Below are 19,220 nucleotides of genomic sequence, written 5' to 3'. Positions count from 1 at the left end.
TCCGATGAACAAAGTCGTCCACTATTTCAAGAGCCTGCTGCTGTGGGAGCTGGTCAAGGGCCTGGCCCTGACCTTCCGGTACCTCTTCCGTCCCAAGTACACGATGATGTACCCGATGGAGAAGTTCCCGCAGTCGCCGCGCTTCCGCGGCCTGCACGCGCTGCGCCGCTATCCGAACGGCGAGGAGCGCTGCATCGCCTGCAAGCTGTGCGAGGCGGTGTGCCCGGCGCTGGCCATCACCATCGACTCCGCCCGGCGCGAGGACGGCACCCGCCGCACCACGCGCTACGACATCGACCTGTTCAAGTGCATCTACTGCGGCTTCTGCGAGGAAAGCTGCCCGGTGGATTCGATCGTGGAGACGCACGTGATGGAGTACCACTTCGAGAGGCGCGGCGAGAACATCGTCACCAAGCCGCAGCTGCTCGCCCTCGGTGACCGCCTCGAGGCGGAAATCGCAGAGCGTCGCGCCGCCGACGCCGCCTACCGCTGAGGCCACGATGGACTGGATCAAGATCGCCTTCTATGCCTTCGCCGCCGTGGCCGTCGCCTCGGCCGGCGCAGTGATCAGCGTGCGCAACCCGGTCAACGCCGTGCTGTGCCTGATCCTGACCTTCTTCTCCGTGGCCTGCACCTGGCTGCTGGTCGGCGCCGAGTTCCTCGGCGTCGCCCTGATCCTGGTGTACGTCGGCGCGGTGATGGTGCTGTTCCTGTTCGTGGTGATGATGCTGGACATCGACGTGGCCGCGCTGCGCGAGGGCTGGGTCAGGTTCCTGCCGGTCGGCGTGGTGGTCGCGGTGGTGATGCTGGTCCAGGTCCTGGCGCTGATCGGCGTCAAGGCGCGCACCGCGACCCCGTTCCCGGCCGACAACGCCGCGGCGCTGGCGGCCGACGCCTCCAACACCCGCTGGCTGGCCGAGACCCTGTTCACCCAGTACCTGCTGCCGTTCGAGTTCGCGGCGGTGATCCTGACCGTGGCGGTGATCGCGGCGGTGATGATCACCCTGCGCAAGCGCACCGGCATCAAGACCCAGAACCCGGCCGAGCAGTCGCGGGTCAAGGCGGCCGACCGCCTGCGCATGGTCTCCATGCCGGCCGAGAAGGCAGCGTCGCTTGCACCGAATGCCGAAGGGGAGGGCCAGGCATGATCACCCTTGGACACATGCTGGCGCTGGGCGCGGTGCTGTTCTGCATCAGCCTCGCGGGCATCTTCCTCAACCGCAAGAACGTCATCGTGCTGCTGATGTCGATCGAGCTGATGCTGCTGTCGGTCAACATCAACTTCATCGCCTTCTCGCGCGAGCTCGGCGACGCGGCTGGCCAGCTGTTCGTGTTCTTCATCCTGACGGTCGCGGCCGCGGAGGCGGCGATCGGCCTGGCGATCCTGGTGGCGCTGTTCCGTACCCGCGGCACCATCAACGTCGGCGAGGTGGATACGCTCAAGGGCTGATGCCCGGGGGCACCCCGGCAGGGTGGCGCGGCCGAAGGGCCCGCCACCGGGCAGGGGAGAGGGACGCCGCATCGCGGCGGCAACATACGCAGGGCGTCGCCACGGCGGCGCCCGACCCGGCCCAGCCGGGCGGAATTGGAAGTGGCGGCATGCGCGGCCGGTGGTTGGAACCGCCGGCATCACGGCACGAACGGCACGTACTGGAACTTAGACGGCAACCATGATCATCTCCAAAACCCACCTGCTGCTGATCGTCCTGGCCCCGTTGCTGGGCAGCATCATCGCGGGTCTGTTCGGGCGCCAGGTCGGCCGCAGGGGCGCGCAGTCGGCGACCATCCTGGGCGTGGCGGCCAGCTGCGCGCTCTCGTGCTGGGTCCTGTACCAGCTGGTGGCCGGCGGTGCCGCGCCGTTCAACGAGAACGTCTACACCTTCTTCGACGTCGCCGGTTACTCGGCCCACGTCGGCTTCATGATCGACCGCCTGACGGCGATGATGATGGTGGTCGTCACCTTCGTCTCGCTGCTGGTCCACGTCTACACCATCGGCTACATGGCCGAGGACCCGGGCTACCAGCGCTTCTTCAGCTACATCTCGCTGTTCACCTTCTCGATGCTCATGCTGGTCATGAGCAACAACTTCCTGCAGCTGTTCTTCGGCTGGGAAGCGGTGGGCCTGGTGTCGTACCTGCTGATCGGCTTCTGGTTCAAGCGGCCGAGCGCGGTGTTCGCCAACATGAAGGCCTTCATCGTCAACCGCGTGGGCGACTTCGGCTTCCTGCTGGGCATCGCCGGCGTGCTGCTGTGGTTCGGCACCCTGGACTACGCCACCGTGTTCGCCCGCGCGCCGCTGATCGCCGGTGCCGAGGTGCAGATCTTCGAGGGCCACGCCTGGCAGGTCGCGACCATCATCTGCGTGTGCCTGTTCATCGGCGCCATGGGCAAGTCCGCCCAGGTCCCGCTGCACGTGTGGCTGCCGGACTCGATGGAAGGCCCGACCCCGATCTCGGCCCTGATCCACGCCGCGACCATGGTCACCGCCGGCATCTTCATGGTGGCGCGCATGTCGCCGCTGTTCGAGCTGACCCAGGCGACCCTGGACTTCGTCCTGTTCGTCGGCGCCACCACCGCGTTCTTCACCGGCCTGATCGGCATCGTGCAGAACGACATCAAGCGCGTGGTCGCGTACTCGACCCTGTCCCAGCTCGGTTACATGACCGTGGCCCTGGGCGTGTCCGCCTACTCGGCGGCCGTGTTCCACCTGATGACCCACGCCTTCTTCAAGGCGCTGCTGTTCCTGGCGGCCGGCTCGGTGATCATCGGCATGCACCACGAGCAGGACATGCGCAAGATGGGCGGCCTGCGCAAGTACATGCCGGTCACCTACTGGACCAGCGTGATCGGCACCCTGGCCCTGGTCGGCACCCCGTTCTTCTCGGGTTTCTACTCGAAGGACACGATCATCGAGGCCGCCGCGCACCACGCCCACGAGAGCAGCAGCTGGGTGGCCACCTATGGCTACTGGGCGGTGATCGGCGGCGTGATCGTCACCAGCTTCTACAGCTTCCGCCTGCTGTTCCTGACCTTCCATGGCCAGGAGCGCTTCCGCGACAACGTCGCGCACCATGACGAGCATGCACACGGTTCGGCCGCGCACGCCGACGCCGAGGCCCAGGTGCACGGCGACCATGGCCACGACGGGCATGCGCACGACGCGCACGGCCATGACGACCACGGCCATGGCCACCATGGCGCCCACGAGCCGCACGAGCCGCACGAGTCGCCGTGGGTGGTGACCCTGCCGCTGGTGCTGCTGGCGATCCCGTCGATCCTGATCGGTTTCTTCACCATCGGCCCGATGCTGTTCGGCACCGACTGGCGTGGCAACCACGCCGAGGCGCTGGTCCCGGGCCAGGCCGTGAGCTTCTTCACCGGCGTGATCGACTTCATGGACCCGGCGCGCGACACCGTCGCCGCGGTCGGTGCCGAGTACTGGCACGGCCCGGTCAAGTACGCGTTGCACGGCATGATGATGCCGGCGTTCTGGCTGACCCTGGCCGGCTTCCTGCTCGCCGCCGCGCTGTACCTGTGGAAGCCGGAGGTCCCGGGCCGCCTGCGCCGCTCGCTGAACCCGCTGGTGCGCGTGCTGGAGGAGAAGTACGGCTTCGACCACCTGTGGATCAAGGGCTTCGCCGGCGGTGGCCTGGCGCTGGGCCGGATCTCGCGCTGGATCGACACCAATATCGTGGACGGCGTGTTCGTCAACGGCAGCGCCCGCGTCATCGGCCTGGCCGCCGCGCTCCTGCGCCGCACCCAGTCCGGTTACCTCTACCACTACGCCTTCGCCATGATCATCGGCCTTATCGCACTGCTGGCCGTGCTCATGCGTTTCTGGCAATGAACTGACTGCACGGAAGAACACGACGTGGCGAACCACCTGTTGAGTGTCCTGATCTGGCTGCCGATCATCGGCGGTGCGCTGGTGCTGGCGCTGGGCGACCGGCCCGCGGCTGCACGCTGGTCCGCGCTGGGCGTGGCCCTGCTGACCCTGGTCCTGAGCGTGGGCCTGGTGACCGGGTTCGACTATGCCGCCCCCGGGCTGCAGTTCGTCGAGGCCCATGCCTGGATCCCGGCCTACGACATCCATTACAACCTCGGTGCCGACGGCATCGCGGTGGCCCTGATCCTGCTGACGACCATCGTCACCCCGCTGGCGCTGATCGGCGCGTGGGAGTCGATCCAGAAGCGGGTCAACCAGTACGTGGCCGCGTTCCTGATCCTCGAGGGCGTGACGGTCGGCATCTTCGCCGCCACCGACGCGATCCTGTTCTACGTGTTCTTCGAGGCCATGCTGATCCCGATGTTCCTGATCATCGGCATCTGGGGCGGCCCGCGTCGCATCTACGCGGCGATGAAGTTCTTCCTGTACACCTTCCTCGGCTCGGTGCTGATGCTGGTGGCGCTGATCTACCTGTACCTGAAGGGTGGCAGCTTCCAGCTCGCCGACCTTTACGCGCTGCCGTTGAGCGCCAAGGAGCAGACCTGGATCTTCTTCGCCTTCGCGATCGCCTTCGCGGTGAAGGTGCCGATGTTCCCGGTGCACACCTGGCTGCCTGACGCGCACGTGGAAGCGCCGACCGCCGGTTCGGTGATCCTGGCCGCGATCGCGCTGAAGATCGGTGGCTACGGCTTCCTGCGCTTCAACCTGCCGATCACCCCGGATGCGGGCCACGAGTGGGCCTGGCTGATCATCGCCCTGTCCCTGATCGCGGTGATCTACGTCGGCCTGGTCGCCCTGGTCCAGGACGACATGAAGAAGCTGGTGGCGTACTCGTCCGTGGCGCACATGGGCTTCGTCACCCTGGGCAGCTTCATCGCTTTCACCCTGGTGCGCGACTACGGCTCGGTCGACGCCGCGCGCCTGGGCCTGCAGGGCGCCATGGTGCAGATGATCTCGCACGGTTTCGTGTCCGGCGCGATGTTCTCCTGCATCGGCGTGCTGTACGACCGCATGCACACCCGCCGCATCGCCGACTACGGCGGCGTGGCCAACGTGATGCCGTGGTTCGCCACCTTCTCGATGCTGTTCTTCATGGCCAACGCGGGCCTGCCGGGCACCAGCGGTTTCGTCGGCGAGTTCATGATCATCCTGGCCAGCTTCCAGAAGCACCCGGTGATCGCGGTGCTGGCAGCAACCACCCTGATCACCGCCGCCGCGTACACCCTGTGGCTGTACCGCCGCGTGTTCTTCGGCGAGGTGGCCAACGCCCACGTCGCCGAACTGAAGGACATCAACGCACGCGAAGTGCTGGTGCTGGGCGTGTTCGCCGCCGGCACCCTGCTGTTCGGCCTGTGGCCCAAGCCGCTGACCGACCTGATGGAACCGTCGATCGCGCACCTGGCGACCCAGATCGCCACCAGCAAGCTGTAAGGATTCCCCGAAGATGACCACGTCCCTCGCGATGCCGTCCGCCGCAGAGCTGCAGCCGCTGCTCCCGGAGCTGGTGCTGATCGGCGGAGCCTTCGCCCTGTTGATCGTCGACCTGTTCATCAATGCGCGCCACAAGGTGTGGACGCACTTCCTGTCGGTGCTGGTCCTGGCCGTGGTGCTGGCGATGCTGGCCACCGGCGTGGGCGGGCAGGGCGAAGTGCTGTCCGGCATGTTCGTGCGCGACACCGCCGCCGACGTCATGAAGATCGCCATCGTCGCGATGAGCGGCCTGACCCTGGTCTACGGCTGGAGCTACCTGCGCGAGCGCAACCTGTACCAGGGCGAGCTGCCGGTGCTGGTGCTGTTCGCGACCGCCGGCATGATGATGCTGGTTTCGGCCGGCAGCCTGGTGATGGTGTACCTGGGCCTGGAGCTGCTGGCGCTGAGCTCGTACGCCCTGGTCGCCGCCGACCGCGACAACCCGCGCGCCACCGAGGCGGCGATGAAGTACATCGTCCTCGGCTCGCTGGCCTCTGGCCTGCTGCTGTACGGCATGTCGCTGGTCTACGGCGCCACGGGCACCCTGCAGCTGGACGCGATCCGTGCCTCGATCGATGGCAGCGACGAGCGCCTGCTGCTGCTGACCGGTACCGCCTTCATGGTCGCCGGCGTGGCCTTCAAGCTGGGTGCGGCCCCGTTCCACATGTGGCTGCCGGACGTCTACCAGGGCGCCACCGCCCCGGTCGCGCTGTTCGTCAGCACCGCGCCCAAGCTGGCCGCCTTCGGCATGGCCTGGCGCCTGCTGGAGATGGGCGTGGGTCCGCTGGCGCCGGAGTGGAAGTGGCTGCTGGCCGGCCTGTCGGCGCTGTCGCTGGTACTGGGCAACCTGATGGCCATCGCCCAGACCAACATCAAGCGCATGCTGGCGTACTCGACCGTCTCCCACATCGGCTTCCTGCTGATGGGCCTGGCCGGTGGCGACGAGCGCGGCTACACCGCGGCGCTGTTCTACACCATCGGCTACGCGATCATGTCGGCCGCCGCGTTCGGCGTGATCATCGCGCTGTCGCGCAAGGGCTTCGAGGCCGAGAACATCGAGGACTTCAAGGGCCTGAACCAGCGCAGCCCGTGGATGGCGCTGCTGATGCTGCTGGTCATGGCCTCGCTGGCCGGCGTCCCGCCGCTGCTGGGCTTCTGGACCAAGGTCGCGGTGCTCGGCGCGGCGGTGCAGGGCGGCATGCTGTGGCTGGCCCTGCTGGGCGTGATCGCCTCGGTGGTCGGCGCGTTCTACTACCTGCGCGTGATCAAGGTCATGTACTTCGACGAGCCGGCCGGCGCGCCGCTGGTCGCGCACAACGACCGCGTGCTGGGCGTGGTGCTGGGCGTCAACGCCCTCGGCCTGCTGGCCCTGGGCCTGGCCTGGAACCCGATCATGGTGTGGTGCCAGCGCTCCTTCATGTAAGGACGCCGCAAGCGTTGCTTGCGAAGCCCCCGGTCCTGCCGGGGGCTTCGTCGTTTCCAGGGGCGCCGGATCCCGGTTGTCCTCGAGGGTAGCTCCAGCGCGGATCGCAGGCTGGAGCTGCGCGCCTGCCCGGATGCGAAGCGGGTGCGGCCGGCATGAACGGAAGACGCTACGCGATGCACGGATCGCCGCTGGACGGCGTGCATCGCGGTCGCTGCTTCATGTATGATCCGCGCGGTTCCGGAACGGCCGAAAGGCTCATCCGGGGAGCAGGCAGCCGGGACGGGGCAGGCTCTGGAAGGGCCGGCAGGCTTGCATCATCGGGGCAAAGCCGGCATAATTCCGCTTCTGATGCGGGGTGGAGCAGTCTGGCAGCTCGTCGGGCTCATAACCCGAAGGTCGCAGGTTCAAATCCTGCCCCCGCTACCATGTTTTCGAGGTTGTTGCGGTGTTCCTGGTCTCCAGGGCAGCGGGATCCTCAAGACTGGGCTTGCAACGGCGCATGTTCCCGCCGTTGCGCCGATTCCAGCACCATCGGATGAGAAGCCCGACAGGGCTCTCTGACACAAGAGGCCCGCAAGGGCCTCTTGTCGTTTATGCGGTCGAGAGAGGCCGCGTCCCGTTCCACCGCGTTGGAGTTGCCGCCGAAGATGAGCGAAAAGACCAGCGAAATCGTCCAGCTGCTCGCCCCGACCGTAGAGTCGCTTGGGCTGGAGCTGCTGGGCGTCGAATACCTGCCGGCGCCGGGCGGCGCTACGCTCCGCCTGTACATCGACGTGCCGGCGGCGGGCGAGGGCGAGGAGCCCGCGCGCACCGTGACCATCGAGGACTGCGAGGCGGTCAGCCGCGAAGTTTCCGCGCAGCTGGACGTGGCCGACCCGATCTCCGGCAACTACACCCTCGAGGTGTCCTCGCCGGGCATGGACCGGCCGCTGTTCGCCGCGGAGCACTTCATCCGCTTCCTCGGCCAGCAGGCCAAGGTCGGGCTGAAGCTGCCGCAGGACGGCCGCCGTCGCCTGCAGGGCACGATCCTGCGCGTGGCCGATGGCCAGGTGGCCTTCGGCCTGGACAACGCCGAGTTCGTGGTGGCACTGGACAACATCGACAAGGCGCGCCTGGTCCCGGACTGGGAAGCGCTGGGCCTGGCGCCAGGGAAGAAGCCCGGCAAGGGCGGAAATCCGGGCAAGCAATCCAACAAGCCGGCGGCCGGCAAGCCGCACGCGGAGTAAACAGATGAGCAAGGAACTTCTGCTGGTAGTTGACGCGGTCGCCAACGAGAAGGGCGTGCCGCGCGAAGTGATCTTCGAGGCGCTGGAAGCCGCCCTGGCTTCGGCCGCGAAGAAGCGCTATGTCGACCAGGACGTGGTGACCCGCGTCGCGATCGACCGCAAGGACGGCAGCTACGAGACCTTCCGCCGCTGGGAAGTGGTGGCCGACGACGTGGTGATGGAATCGCCGGACCGCCAGATCCGCCTGATGGACGCGGTCGACGAGGCCGACGGCGTCGAGGTCGGCGACTACATCGAAGAGCAGATCGAGAACCCCGAGTTCGGCCGTATCGCCGCCCAGGCCGCCAAGCAGGTCATCGTCCAGCGCGTGCGCGAGGCCGAGCGCCAGCAGGTCGTGGACGCGTGGAAGGACCGCGTGGGCGAGCTGGTCACCGGCGTGGTCAAGCGCGTCGAGCGCGGCAACATCTACGTGGACCTGGGTGGCAATGCCGAAGCCTTTATCCCGAAGGACAAGGGCATCCCGCGCGACGTGCTGCGCGCCGGCGACCGCGTCCGCGGCTACCTGTACGAGGTCCGCAGCGAACCCCGCGGCCCGCAGCTGTTCATCAGCCGCGCCGCGCCGGAGTTCATGATCGAGCTGTTCAAGCTCGAGGTGCCGGAAGTCGGCCAGGGCCTGGTCGAGATCAAGGCCTGCGCCCGCGATCCGGGCGACCGCGCCAAGATCGCCGTGATCGCGCACGACAACCGCACCGATCCGATCGGCGCCTGCATCGGCATGCGCGGTTCGCGCGTGCAGGCCGTGAGCAACGAGCTCAATGGCGAGCGCGTGGACATCGTCCTGTGGAACGAGAACCCGGCCAACTTCGTCATCAACGCGATGGCGCCGGCCGAGGTGCAGTCGATCATCGTCGACGAAGAGAAGCACTCGATGGACCTGGCCGTGGCCGAGGACCGCCTGGCCCAGGCCATCGGCAAGGGCGGCCAGAACGTGCGCCTGGCCAGCCGCCTGACCGGCTGGCAGCTCAACGTCATGACCCAGGACCAGGTCGCCGCCAAGTCCGAGGCCGAGCAGGCCGTCGCCCGCCAGCTGTTCATGGACAAGCTGGAAGTCGACGAGGAGATCGCGGGCATCCTGGTGTCCGAGGGCTTCAGCACGGTCGAGGAAATCGCCTACGTGCCGGTCGGCGAGCTGCTGGCGGTGGAGGGCTTCGACGAGGACATCGTCGAGGAACTGCGCGCCCGTGCCCGCGACGCCCTGCTCAACGACGCCCTGGCGGTCGAGGAGCAAATGGGCGAGGAGGGCCCGGCCGAGGACCTGCTGGCGCTGGAAGGCATGGACGAGGACACTGCCTTCGCCCTGGCCGCCCACGGCGTCCGCACCTCCGAGGACCTGTCCGACCTGGCTGCCGACGAGGTGGTCGAGTTCGGCATCGAGGGCCTGGACGAGACCCGCGCCGCGGCGCTCATCCTGGCCGCCCGCGCCGAGGAGATCGCCCGCCTGGAGCGTGGTGGATGATCGCCATGCGCAACCGTCCGGAGCGCCTGGCATGAGCCGGCGATGAACGCCGCCCTGCACCCGCCAGGGCTTAGAATCCGCGTTTCCCTTGCTCTTTCTGGCGAGGGGGCGCCAAACAGAGCATAGGATCCGAATGTCGCAGCAAACCACCATTCGCAAGCTCGCCGAGCTGGTCAACACCCCGGTCGAGAAGCTGCTGGAGCAGCTGGCCGAGGCCGGCATGAAGTTCAGTGGCCCTGACCAGGTCGTGACCAGCGCCGAGAAGATCAAGCTTCTCGGCTTCCTGCGCCGTACCCACGGCAAGGGCGCGGCTCCTGCCGAGGAGATCGCTGCGCCAAAGAAGATCACCCTGGCCCGGCGCAAGGTGCAGGAACTGACCGTCGGCGGTGGCCGCAGCAAGACCACCGTCGCCGTCGAGGTCCGCCAGAAGCGCACCTACATCAACAAGGCCGACGCCGCCCCCGATAGCGGTGCCCCCGCCGGTCCGGTGGACGACGAGCGCGCCGAGGTCCTGCGCAAGCTGGAGGAATCCCGCCAGCGCAACCTCGCCGAGCAGCAGCGCCTGGCCGAGATCGACCGCCAGCGCGCCGAGGACGCCGAGCGCAAGCGCCAGGAAGAGGAAGCCGAGCGCAAGCGCCTGGAAGCCGAGCGCAAGGCCGCCGAGGACGCCGCCCGCGCCGCCGTCGCGGGCCCGGATACCGACACCCCCGCCGCACCGGTCGCTCCGCGCCCGGCGCGTCCGGCCGCCCGTGCCGACGACAGCCGTAGTGCTCCCAAGCACAAGGGCCGTGGCGGCCACGGCGACGACGACGATTCGCCCAACCGCTTCGCCGGCCAGCTGCACCTGTCGGCCGCCGACCGTGCGCGCCGCTCCAGCGCCTCCCGTCCGGGTGGCCGCGGCAAGCCGCAGCGCCGCCAGGACAGCCGTGGCGGCAGCAACAGCAATGGTGGCGTCGGCGGCTTCGAGCGTCCGACCGCCCCGGTCGTGCGCGAGGTTGCCATCGGCGATTCGATCACCGTGGCCGACCTGGCGCAGAAGCTCGCGCTCAAGGGCGGCGACGTGGTCAAGGCGCTGTTCAAGATGGGCGTGATGGCCACCATCACCCAGACCATCGACCACGACACCGCCGCGCTGGTGACCGAGGAACTCGGCCACAAGCCGGTGCGCGCCGACAGCGACGACGCCGAGACCGAGCTGATGGCCCACGTCGAGCGTGCGCAGGGCGACCTCGCCCCGCGTCCGCCGGTGGTCACCATCATGGGCCACGTCGACCACGGCAAGACCTCGCTGCTGGACTACATCCGCCGCACCAAGGTTGCGACTGGCGAGGCCGGTGGCATCACCCAGCACATCGGCGCCTACCACGTCGAAACGCCCAAGGGCGTCATCAGCTTCCTGGATACCCCCGGCCACGCCGCGTTCACCTCGATGCGTGCCCGCGGCGCCAAGATCACCGACATCGTGGTCCTGGTGGTGGCGGCCGACGACGGCGTCATGCCGCAGACCAAGGAAGCGATCCAGCACGCGAAGGCGGCCGGCGTGCCGCTGATCGTGGCGATCAACAAGATCGACAAGTCCAGCGCCGACCCGTCGCGGGTCAAGAACGAGCTGCTCAACGAGCAGGTCGTGGCCGAGGAGTTCGGCGGCGACACCCAGATGGTGGAGCTGTCGGCCAAGACCGGCCTGGGCGTGGACGACCTGCTCGACGCGATCATCCTGCAGTCCGAGGTGCTCGAGCTGAAGGCCGTGCCGGAAGGCACCGCCAGCGGCGTGGTCATCGAATCGGCGCTGGACAAGGGCCGTGGCCCGGTCGCGACCGTGCTGGTCCAGCAGGGCATGCTCAAGAAGGGCGACTACCTGGTCTGCGGCGTGCATTACGGCCGCGTCCGCGCCCTGTTCGACGAGACTGGCGGCCAGCCGAACTCCGCCGGCCCCTCGATCCCGGTGCAGGTCCTGGGCCTGTCCGGCGTGCCGGATGCCGGCGACGACTTCGTGGTGGTCAAGGACGAGCGCCTGGCCAAGGACGTGGCGCAGCAGCGCGACGCCAAGCGCCGCGAGTCGCGCCTGGTCCAGGCCGCGGGCAACCGCATGGAAGACATCATGGCCCAGATGGGCAAGGGCGAGGGCCAACAGGTCCTCAACCTGCTGGTCAAGGCCGACGTCCAGGGCTCGGTGGAGGCGCTCAAGCAGTCGCTCACCGCGCTGTCCAACGACGAGATCCGGATCAACGTCATCAGCTCCGGCGTGGGCGGCATCACCGAGTCGGACGCCAACGTCGCCGTGACCACCAAGGCCACCGTGATCGGCTTCAACGTCCGCGCCGATGCCTCGGCCCGCAAGATCATCGAGGCCAACGGCGTCGACCTGCGCTACTTCTCGATCATCTATGACGTGATCGACCAGGTGAAGCAGGTTGCTTCCGGCCTGCTGGGCGTGGAGATCCGCGAGGAGATCATCGGTACCGCCGAGGTCCGCGACGTCTTCCGCAGCTCCAAGTTCGGCGCCGTCGCCGGCTGCATGGTGGTGGAGGGTGTGGTCAAGCGGAACAAGCCGATCCGCGTCCTGCGCGACAACACGGTCATCTTCGAGGGCGAGCTGGAATCGCTGCGCCGCTTCAAGGAGAACGTGGAGGAAGTGCGCAACGGCACGGAGTGCGGCATCGGCGTCAAGGAGTACAACGACGTCAAGCCGGGCGACCAGATCGAGTGCTTCGAGCGCATCGAGGTCCAGCGCACGCTGTGACCTGCGCGGCGCCGGCGGCCATGAGGGCCTTGCCGGCGCCCGCGACGACGGGACGGCCCTCGCGGCCGTCCCGCCGTTTCCGGACCGCCACCGGTGGTCCGCGGTAGCGGGCAGGGCCCGCAAGGCAAGACCGGGCCAGGCCCGGCAAGGAACCAGCACATGGCGACCAAATCCTTCCATCGAACCGACCGCGTCTCGGCGCAGCTGCGCCGCGAACTGGGCACCCTGGTGCACGAGGCCGTGCGCGAGCACGGGCTGCCGTCGGTGAGCGTGTCCGACGTGGAGGTCACCCGCGACCTGGCCCACGCCAAGGTGTTCGTGACCGCGCTGATGCCGGAGCGTTCGACCGAGGCGGTCAAGGCGCTGAAGGAGCTGGCCTACCAGCTGCGCATGGAACTGGCGCGCCGGGTCAAGATGCGCCACGTGCCGGAACTGCACTTCCATTACGACGATTCGGTCGACCGCGGCGAGCGCATCGAGACGCTGCTGAAGGCAAACCCGCCGGCGCCCGCGGACGAGTGAGTCCACCCGCCGGAAGCCGTCCGGGCAAGCCGGTGTTGCCGGCTCCCCGACGCCGCTGGACGCAATGTCGACGATGAACCGCCCCAGGACCAAGTTCCGCCCGCTCGACGGCATCCTGCTGCTGGACAAGCCTGCGGGCATGAGTTCCAACGCCGCCCTGCAGGCGGCCCGCCGCCTGTTCCGCGCCGAGAAGGGCGGCCATACCGGCAGCCTGGATCCGCTGGCCACCGGCCTGCTGCCGCTGTGCTTCGGCGAGGCCACCAAGCTGGCCGGCCTGCTGCTCGGCTCGGACAAGGCCTACGAGGCCGGCATCGTGCTTGGCGCCACCACCGATACCGACGACGCCGACGGCCAGGTGCTGCGCGAGCGGCCCGTTCCCGGGCTGGACCATGCCGCCGTCGTGGGCGCGCTGGCCGGCTTCGTCGGCAGGCTGCAGCAGCGTGCGCCGGTGTACTCGGCGCTCAAGCAGGGCGGCGAGCCGCTGTACGCCCGCGCCCGCCGCGGCGAGGCGATCGAGGCCCCGGTCCGCGAGGTGCAGGTCCACGCCATCGAGCTGCTGTCGCTGGCGTCGCCGCGCCTGGACATCCGCGTGACCTGCGGCTCGGGCACCTACATCCGCAGCATCGCCCGCGACCTGGGCGAGGCGCTGGGATGCGGCGCGCATATCGCCAGCCTGCGCCGGCTGTGGGTCGAGCCTTTCACCCAACCGGCGATGTACACGCTGGAGCAGTTGCAGGCCATCGCCGACGACGGCGGGGAGGCCGCGCTGGAGGCCTGCCTGCTGCCGCTGGAGGCAGGCCTGGCCGGGTTCCCCCGGGTCGAACTGGACGCGGCGCAGGCCGCGCGCCTGGGCCAGGGCCAGCGCCTGGCCGGCCCTTGGACGGCGGGCGATCCGGTGGCGGTGTATGGCCCGGAGGGTCGCGCCCTTGGCCTGGCGAAGGTGGAGGACGGCGGCCGCCTGTCGCCGCAACGCCTGTTCAGGTACGCCGCGGCTTCCTGACCGGCGTCACTGTCCGCGGCCTCCGCGCCATGGATTCGCCTTGTCCGGCCCCGCGCCCGGGGGTACAATTCGCGCGCCTTTTTCGGGCATCACTTTCCGCCGGTTCCAGGGGCGGACCTTCCGCAAGCGGCGGGCCAGGCGGTGCGCACCAGCGCGTTCCTGCCAGCCTCGCATCCAAGAGAAAACATCGAATGTCCATCGACACCCAGAAAGTCATCGCCGACAACGCGCGCGGCACCAACGACACCGGCTCGCCGGAAGTCCAGGTCGCCCTGCTGACCGCCCGCATCGAGCAGCTGACCGAGCACTTCAAGATCCACAAGAAGGATCACCACAGCCGCCGCGGCCTGCTGCAGCTGGTCAATCGCCGCCGCAGCCTCCTCGACTACCTCAAGCGCAAGGACAACGAGCGCTACAAGGCCCTGATCGAGAAGCTTGGCCTGCGTCGCTGACGTAACCCCCCGCCGCGGCGCAGAGATGCGCCGCGGTTTGCATTTGGGCCCCGGCAATCCACCGTCGGCGCTCCTTCCCGGGCAACCGGGGCGCAACACCCGCAAGCGGCCGGGCTTCTCCGGCCACCCGTTGCCGGCAAGGGCCGTCACCGGTCAATCGCAAGCAAGATCCCCAAGGAACCGACGTGGCAAAAATCACCAAAACCTTCCAGTACGGCAAGCACACCGTGACCCTGGAGACGGGCGAAGTCGCCCGCCAGGCGAGCGGCTCCGTGATCGTCAAGATGGACGACACCGTACTGCTGGTCACCGCCGTCGCCGCCAAGAGCGCGCGTGAAGGCCAGGACTTCTTCCCGCTCACCGTGGATTACCAGGAGAAGTTCTACGCCGGCGGCCGTATCCCCGGCGGCTTCTTCAAGCGCGAGGGTCGCCCGACCGAGAAGGAAACGCTGATTTCGCGCCTGATCGACCGTCCGATCCGTCCGCTGTTCCCGGAGGACTACAAGAACGAGGTCCAGATCATCGCCACGGTGATGTCGCTGAACCCGGAAATCGACGGTGACATCCCGGCCCTGATCGGTGCCTCGGCCGCCCTGTCGCTGGCCGGCACCCCGTTCAAGGGCCCGATCGGCGCCGCCAAGGTCGGCTACAAGGATGGCCAGTACATCCTCAACCCGTCCGCCTCCGAGCTGGCCGAGTCCAAGCTGGAGCTGGTCGTCGCCGGTACCGCCAACGCCGTGCTGATGGTCGAGTCCGAGGCCGCGCTGCTGAGCGAGGAAGTGATGCTGGGCGCGGTCACCTTCGGCCATCGCGAGATGCAGAAGGTCATCAACGCCATCAACGAGCTGGTCGCCGAAGCCGGCACCAAGCCGAGCCAGTGGGTCGCCCCGGCCAAGAACGAGGCCCTGATCGCCGCGCTGAAGGAGGCCGTGGGCAACCGCCTGGCCGATGCCTTCCAGATCCGCGACAAGCTGGAGCGCCGCGACGCCATCGCCGCGATCAAGAAGGACGTCGCCGAGCAGCTGGCCGGCCGCGTCGCCGCCGAGGGCTGGAACCCGGCCGAGCTGGGCAAGGAGTTCGGCGAGCTCGAGTACCGCACCATGCGCGACTCGGTCCTGGACACCAAGGTCCGCATCGACGGCCGCGCCCTGGACACCGTCCGCCCGATCAGCGTGAAGACCGGCGTGCTGCCGCGTACCCACGGCTCGGCGATGTTCACCCGCGGCGAGACCCAGGCCATCGTGGTCACCACCCTGGGCACCACCCGCGACGGCCAGATCATCGATGCCGTCTCCGGTGAGTACAAGGAAAACTTCCTGTTCCACTACAACTTCCCCCCGTACTCGGTGGGTGAGTGCGGCCGCTTCGGCGCGCCGAAGCGCCGCGAGATCGGCCACGGCCGCCTCGCCAAGCGCGGCGTGCTGGCGGTGATGCCGAGCATCGAGGAGTTCCCGTACACCGTGCGCGTGGTCTCGGAGATCACCGAGTCCAACGGCTCCTCGTCGATGGCTTCGGTCTGCGGCAGCTCGCTGGCGCTGATGGATGCCGGCGTGCCGGTGAAGGCCCCGGTGGCGGGCATCGCCATGGGCCTGGTGAAGGAAGACGACCGCTTCGTCGTGCTGTCCGACATCCTGGGTGACGAAGACCACCTGGGCGACATGGACTTCAAGGTCGCCGGCACCGCCGACGGCGTGTCCGCCCTGCAGATGGACATCAAGATCGAGGGCATCACCGAGGAGATCATGAAGCAGGCGCTGGAGCAGGCGAAGGCCGGCCGACTGCACATCCTCGGCGAGATGGCCAAGGCCCTGACCGCCCCGCGTGCGGAACTGTCCGAGTACGCCCCGCGCCTGCTGACCATCAAGATCCACCCGGACAAGATCCGCGAGGTGATCGGCAAGGGCGGTGCCACCATCCAGGGCATCACCAAGGAAACCGGCACCCAGATCGACATCCAGGACGACGGCACCATCGTCATCGCTTCGGTCAACGCCGCCGCTGCCCAGGCCGCCAAGGCCCGCATCGAGCAGATCACCTCGGACGTCGAGCCGGGCCGGATCTACGAGGGCAAGGTCGCCAAGATCATGGACTTCGGCGCGTTCGTGACCATCCTGCCGGGCAAGGACGGCCTGGTCCACGTCTCGCAGATCTCCAGCGAGCGCGTGGAGAAGGTCTCCGACAAGCTCAAGGAAGGCGACGTGGTCAAGGTCAAGGTGCTGGAAGTCGACAAGCAGGGCCGTATCCGCCTGTCGATCAAGGCCGTCGAGGAGGGCGAGGGCGTGACGGAGTAATCCGCACGGCCATCGCTGGAACCAGCAGGGAGCGGGCTTCGGCCCGCTCTTTGCGTTTGTGGGGCTTGGTGATCCAGCCAGGTCCTTTGTGAGCGCGTACGACGACACTCCCGGTGGCCGCGCCGGGTGCCGTGGGTAGCGATCGGACGTAGCGGGTGCGGGCGGGTGCCGCGACTGGCCTGAGGTGTGTGCAGGATCGCCAGCCACCCGCACAGGCTTGCCGGGCGCGGTTGCCGCACCCTCGGTCGTCTGGGTCGGGTCGTCCGGGTTGGGGCAGGGCGCCGACGCGAAGCGCGAGGCGCAGGGTCGGCCGGATCAGTCGGCGCGCAGCGCCTCGAGGCCGCGGAAGTCCAGGATCTCGATCCGGTAGGTTTCGGGCACCGCGATCAGGCCCTTGCTGCGCAGGGTGCTGAGGCAGCGGCTCACGGTCTCGACGGTCAGGCCGAGGTGGTCGGCGATGTCGGCGCGGGGCATCGGCAGCGCCACCATCGGGCCGGTGTTGCCGGCGCGGGCCTCGCGTGCGGACAGCTTGAGCAGGAAGTCGGCCATGCGCTCGATCGGGTTCATGCGCGCCAGGGCCATCATCTGGTCGCGCGCCGAATCCAGCTCCACGCAGGCGCGCTCCAGCAGCTTGTCGCGCAGCTGCGGGTACTGCGTGCCCAGGCGCTGCATGGCATCGGTGCCGAAGCGGCACAGCTCGGTCTCGCCGAGGGCCTCGACGTCGTGGCGGTAGGTCGGCGAGCCGCTCAGGCCGACGAAGTCGCCCGGCAGGGCGAAGCCGGCCACCTGGCGGCGACCGTCGGCGGCCAGGCGCACCATGCGCAGGGCGCCGCGGACCACGGTGAAGACGTGCTTGCGCGCATCGCCCTGGCGGGCCAGCACCGCGCCGGGGCCGAGCAGCTGGCTGCTGGCCTCGGCGTCGAGGGCGTGCATTTCCTCGTGGCTCAGAACCGAGCAGACGGCCAGGTGGCGCACCTGGCAGTGCGCGCACGGCCCCAGCGGTCCCGCCTGGTCGGGCGGCGGGGTCAGGCAGGGACTGTCGAACGGGGGCCAAGCCATGTCGGGCACACTGGGCAGGATGCTGCGTATTGTACCCCTCCGGCGCGCCCCCCGGTGCCGGAGCGCGGTGCCGACACGGTAGAATCCTGCATCCCGTCCGTGCCCATGGCACAGGAGTTTTTCCGCTTGATCAGGCCCCGTACCCCGGCCGGCGTCATGGAGCTGCTGCCGCGCGAGCAGATCGCCTTCCAGCGCATGCTCGACGTCATCCGTCGCAACTACGAACGCTTCGGCTTCCTGCCGGTGGAAACGCCGGTGTTCGAACTGTCCGACGTGCTGCTGACCAAGTCCGGCGGCGAGACCGAGCGGCAGGTGTATTTCGTGCAGTCCACCGGTGCGCTGGCCAACGCCGCCGCCGAGGGCGCGGCCGGCGGCCTGCCGGAGATGGCGTTGCGCTTCGACCTGACCGTGCCGCTGGCGCGCTACGTGGCCGAGCACGAGCACGAGCTGAGCTTCCCGTTCCGCCGCTACCAGATGCAGCGCGTGTACCGCGGCGAGCGCGCCCAGCGCGGCCGCTTCCGCGAGTTCTACCAGTGCGACATCGACGTCATCGGCAAGGACACCCTGTCCATCCGCTATGACGCCGAAGTGCTGGCGGTGATCCACTCGGTGTTCTCCGAGCTGGGCATCGGCGCGTTCCGCGTGCAGCTCAACAACCGCAAGCTCATGCGCGGCTTCTTCGAGGCCCAGGGCGTAGCCGACCCGCAGCAGCAGGCGCTGGTCCTGCGCGAGGTCGACAAGATCGACAAGCGCGGCCCCCAATACGTGCGCGAGACCCTGGCCGGTCCGGACTTCGGCCTGCCGGCAGTGGCCGTGGACCGCATCCTGGCCTTCGTGGAGGTGCGTTCGACCTCGCACGCCGATGCGCTGGCGAAGATCGACGACGTGCTGGCCGAGGCCGGCGACAACGCCAGCGACGTGCTGCGCGCCGGCGCCGCCGAGCTGCGCGAGGTGCTGGAGCTGGTGCGTGCGCTGGGCGTGCCGGAATCCGCCTACTGCCTGAACTTCTCCATCGCCCGCGGCCTGGACTACTACACCGGCACGGTCTACGAGACCCAGCTGGTCGAGCACCCGGGCATCGGTTCGATCTGCTCCGGTGGCCGCTACGAGGACCTGGCCAGCCACTACACCAAGTCGAAACTGCCGGGCGTGGGCATCTCCATCGGCCTGACCCGGCTGTTCTGGCAGCTGCGCGAGGCTGGCCTGATCGAGGGCATCGCCGAGAGCAGCGTCCAGGCCATGGTCGCGCTGATGGACGAGAACCAGCTGGCCGACGCCCTGGACATCGCCCGCCACCTGCGCCTGGGTGGCATCAACACCGAAGTGCAGATGGAGCCGCGCAAGATCGGCAAGCAGTTCCAGTACGCCTCGCGTGCCGGCATCCGTTTCGTGGTGCTGGCCGGCCCGGACGAGCTGGAGCGTGGCGTGGTCGCGGTCAAGGACCTGGTGCGCGAGCAGCAGTTCGACGTGCCGCGCGGCGAACTGGCCGAGACCCTGAAGGTCGAACTGGAACAGGCCCGCGCCCTGGCGGGCCGCTGATCCATCCGCCCGGCCCGCCCTCGCGCGGG

The 19,220-nt window shown here is 68.6% G+C and carries 15 protein-coding genes and 1 tRNA gene; 15 read left to right on the top strand and 1 reads right to left on the bottom strand.

Annotation, left to right across the window (positions count from 1 at the left end):
* Positions 1 to 4 precede the first annotated feature (4 nt).
* The 14 genes from nuoI to pnp all read left to right on the top strand — a co-directional run bounded on the left by nuoI (position 5) and on the right by pnp (position 16,593).
* Complete coding sequence (gene nuoI / locus PSESU_RS09230) at positions 5 to 493, top strand: NADH-quinone oxidoreductase subunit NuoI (RefSeq protein WP_013535507.1); 489 nt, start codon at positions 5 to 7, stop codon at positions 491 to 493.
* A 7-nt stretch (positions 494 to 500) separates the two neighbouring features.
* Entirely contained in the window at positions 501 to 1,148 is a 648-nt protein-coding gene (locus PSESU_RS09225; RefSeq protein ID WP_013535506.1) for an NADH-quinone oxidoreductase subunit J, read from the top strand.
* Positions 1,145 to 1,450: an NADH-quinone oxidoreductase subunit NuoK gene (gene nuoK, locus PSESU_RS09220; protein WP_013535505.1), complete on the top strand. Its 306-nt coding sequence runs from the start codon at positions 1,145 to 1,147 to the stop codon at positions 1,448 to 1,450. Before PSESU_RS09225 ends, nuoK begins: the two co-directional genes overlap by 4 nt.
* A gap of 220 nt (positions 1,451 to 1,670) precedes the next feature.
* Complete coding sequence (nuoL, locus tag PSESU_RS09215) at positions 1,671 to 3,848, top strand: NADH-quinone oxidoreductase subunit L (protein ID WP_013535504.1); 2,178 nt, start codon at positions 1,671 to 1,673, stop codon at positions 3,846 to 3,848.
* Positions 3,849 to 3,872: 24 nt separating this feature from the next.
* Positions 3,873 to 5,378, top strand: coding sequence for an NADH-quinone oxidoreductase subunit M (locus tag PSESU_RS09210; protein WP_013535503.1), 1,506 nt, complete (start codon positions 3,873 to 3,875; stop codon positions 5,376 to 5,378).
* 13 nt (positions 5,379 to 5,391) lie between these two features.
* Positions 5,392 to 6,840, top strand: a complete 1,449-nt coding sequence (gene nuoN / locus PSESU_RS09205; protein WP_013535502.1) for an NADH-quinone oxidoreductase subunit NuoN — start codon at positions 5,392 to 5,394, stop codon at positions 6,838 to 6,840.
* Between the two features lie 352 nt (positions 6,841 to 7,192).
* Positions 7,193 to 7,269 (top strand) — tRNA-Met (locus PSESU_RS09200).
* Between the two features lie 221 nt (positions 7,270 to 7,490).
* Positions 7,491 to 8,069: a ribosome maturation factor RimP gene (gene rimP, locus PSESU_RS09195; protein ID WP_013535501.1), complete on the top strand. Its 579-nt coding sequence runs from the start codon at positions 7,491 to 7,493 to the stop codon at positions 8,067 to 8,069.
* 4 nt (positions 8,070 to 8,073) lie between these two features.
* Positions 8,074 to 9,585, top strand: a complete 1,512-nt coding sequence (gene nusA, locus PSESU_RS09190) for a transcription termination factor NusA (protein ID WP_013535500.1) — start codon at positions 8,074 to 8,076, stop codon at positions 9,583 to 9,585.
* Between the two features lie 133 nt (positions 9,586 to 9,718).
* Positions 9,719 to 12,328: a translation initiation factor IF-2 gene (gene infB, locus PSESU_RS09185; protein ID WP_013535499.1), complete on the top strand. Its 2,610-nt coding sequence runs from the start codon at positions 9,719 to 9,721 to the stop codon at positions 12,326 to 12,328.
* A 159-nt stretch (positions 12,329 to 12,487) separates the two neighbouring features.
* The gene (rbfA, locus tag PSESU_RS09180) at positions 12,488 to 12,850 is read left to right on the top strand and encodes a 30S ribosome-binding factor RbfA (RefSeq protein ID WP_013535498.1); all 363 of its coding nucleotides are present in this window, start codon (positions 12,488 to 12,490) and stop codon (positions 12,848 to 12,850) included.
* Positions 12,851 to 12,923: 73 nt separating this feature from the next.
* Entirely contained in the window at positions 12,924 to 13,850 is a 927-nt protein-coding gene (truB, locus tag PSESU_RS09175) for a tRNA pseudouridine(55) synthase TruB (RefSeq protein ID WP_013535497.1), read from the top strand.
* A 191-nt stretch (positions 13,851 to 14,041) separates the two neighbouring features.
* A complete protein-coding gene (gene rpsO / locus PSESU_RS09170) occupies positions 14,042 to 14,302 on the top strand; it encodes a 30S ribosomal protein S15 (protein WP_013535496.1) in 261 nt (86 codons plus the stop codon).
* A 185-nt stretch (positions 14,303 to 14,487) separates the two neighbouring features.
* Positions 14,488 to 16,593 (top strand): polyribonucleotide nucleotidyltransferase, encoded by a 2,106-nt coding sequence (gene pnp, locus PSESU_RS09165; RefSeq protein WP_013535495.1) that lies wholly within the window; start codon positions 14,488 to 14,490, stop codon positions 16,591 to 16,593.
* A gap of 315 nt (positions 16,594 to 16,908) precedes the next feature.
* Here the strand turns inward: pnp and PSESU_RS09160 are convergent, their stop codons facing one another.
* Entirely contained in the window at positions 16,909 to 17,652 is a 744-nt protein-coding gene (locus PSESU_RS09160) for a Crp/Fnr family transcriptional regulator (protein WP_013535494.1), read from the bottom strand.
* A 126-nt stretch (positions 17,653 to 17,778) separates the two neighbouring features.
* On the opposite strand from PSESU_RS09160, the gene hisS reads away from it, so the two are divergent.
* Positions 17,779 to 19,191: a histidine--tRNA ligase gene (gene hisS, locus PSESU_RS09155; protein ID WP_041764760.1), complete on the top strand. Its 1,413-nt coding sequence runs from the start codon at positions 17,779 to 17,781 to the stop codon at positions 19,189 to 19,191.
* Positions 19,192 to 19,220 lie beyond the last annotated feature (29 nt).

The organism is Pseudoxanthomonas suwonensis 11-1 (genome assembly GCF_000185965.1).
GTDB classification, from domain to species: Bacteria; Pseudomonadota; Gammaproteobacteria; order Xanthomonadales; family Xanthomonadaceae; genus Pseudoxanthomonas; species Pseudoxanthomonas suwonensis_A.
The sequence above is the reverse complement of the archived record's forward strand: the minus strand, read 5'-3'. Positions and strand labels throughout refer to the sequence as shown.

What these genes read in the sequence shown, in the direction of transcription:
- nuoI (WP_013535507.1), top strand. Translation starts at nt 5, where the DNA reads ATGAACAAAGTCGTCCACTATTTCAAGAGCCTGCTGCTGTGGGAGCTG.
- PSESU_RS09225 (WP_013535506.1), top strand. Translation starts at nt 501, where the DNA reads ATGGACTGGATCAAGATCGCCTTCTATGCCTTCGCCGCCGTGGCCGTC.
- nuoK (WP_013535505.1), top strand. Translation starts at nt 1,145, where the DNA reads ATGATCACCCTTGGACACATGCTGGCGCTGGGCGCGGTGCTGTTCTGC.
- nuoL (WP_013535504.1), top strand. Translation starts at nt 1,671, where the DNA reads ATGATCATCTCCAAAACCCACCTGCTGCTGATCGTCCTGGCCCCGTTG.
- nuoN (WP_013535502.1), top strand. Translation starts at nt 5,392, where the DNA reads ATGACCACGTCCCTCGCGATGCCGTCCGCCGCAGAGCTGCAGCCGCTG.
- rimP (WP_013535501.1), top strand. Translation starts at nt 7,491, where the DNA reads ATGAGCGAAAAGACCAGCGAAATCGTCCAGCTGCTCGCCCCGACCGTA.
- nusA (WP_013535500.1), top strand. Translation starts at nt 8,074, where the DNA reads ATGAGCAAGGAACTTCTGCTGGTAGTTGACGCGGTCGCCAACGAGAAG.
- infB (WP_013535499.1), top strand. Translation starts at nt 9,719, where the DNA reads ATGTCGCAGCAAACCACCATTCGCAAGCTCGCCGAGCTGGTCAACACC.
- rbfA (WP_013535498.1), top strand. Translation starts at nt 12,488, where the DNA reads ATGGCGACCAAATCCTTCCATCGAACCGACCGCGTCTCGGCGCAGCTG.
- truB (WP_013535497.1), top strand. Translation starts at nt 12,924, where the DNA reads ATGAACCGCCCCAGGACCAAGTTCCGCCCGCTCGACGGCATCCTGCTG.
- rpsO (WP_013535496.1), top strand. Translation starts at nt 14,042, where the DNA reads ATGTCCATCGACACCCAGAAAGTCATCGCCGACAACGCGCGCGGCACC.
- PSESU_RS09160 (WP_013535494.1), bottom strand. Translation starts at nt 17,652, where the DNA reads ATGGCTTGGCCCCCGTTCGACAGTCCCTGCCTGACCCCGCCGCCCGAC.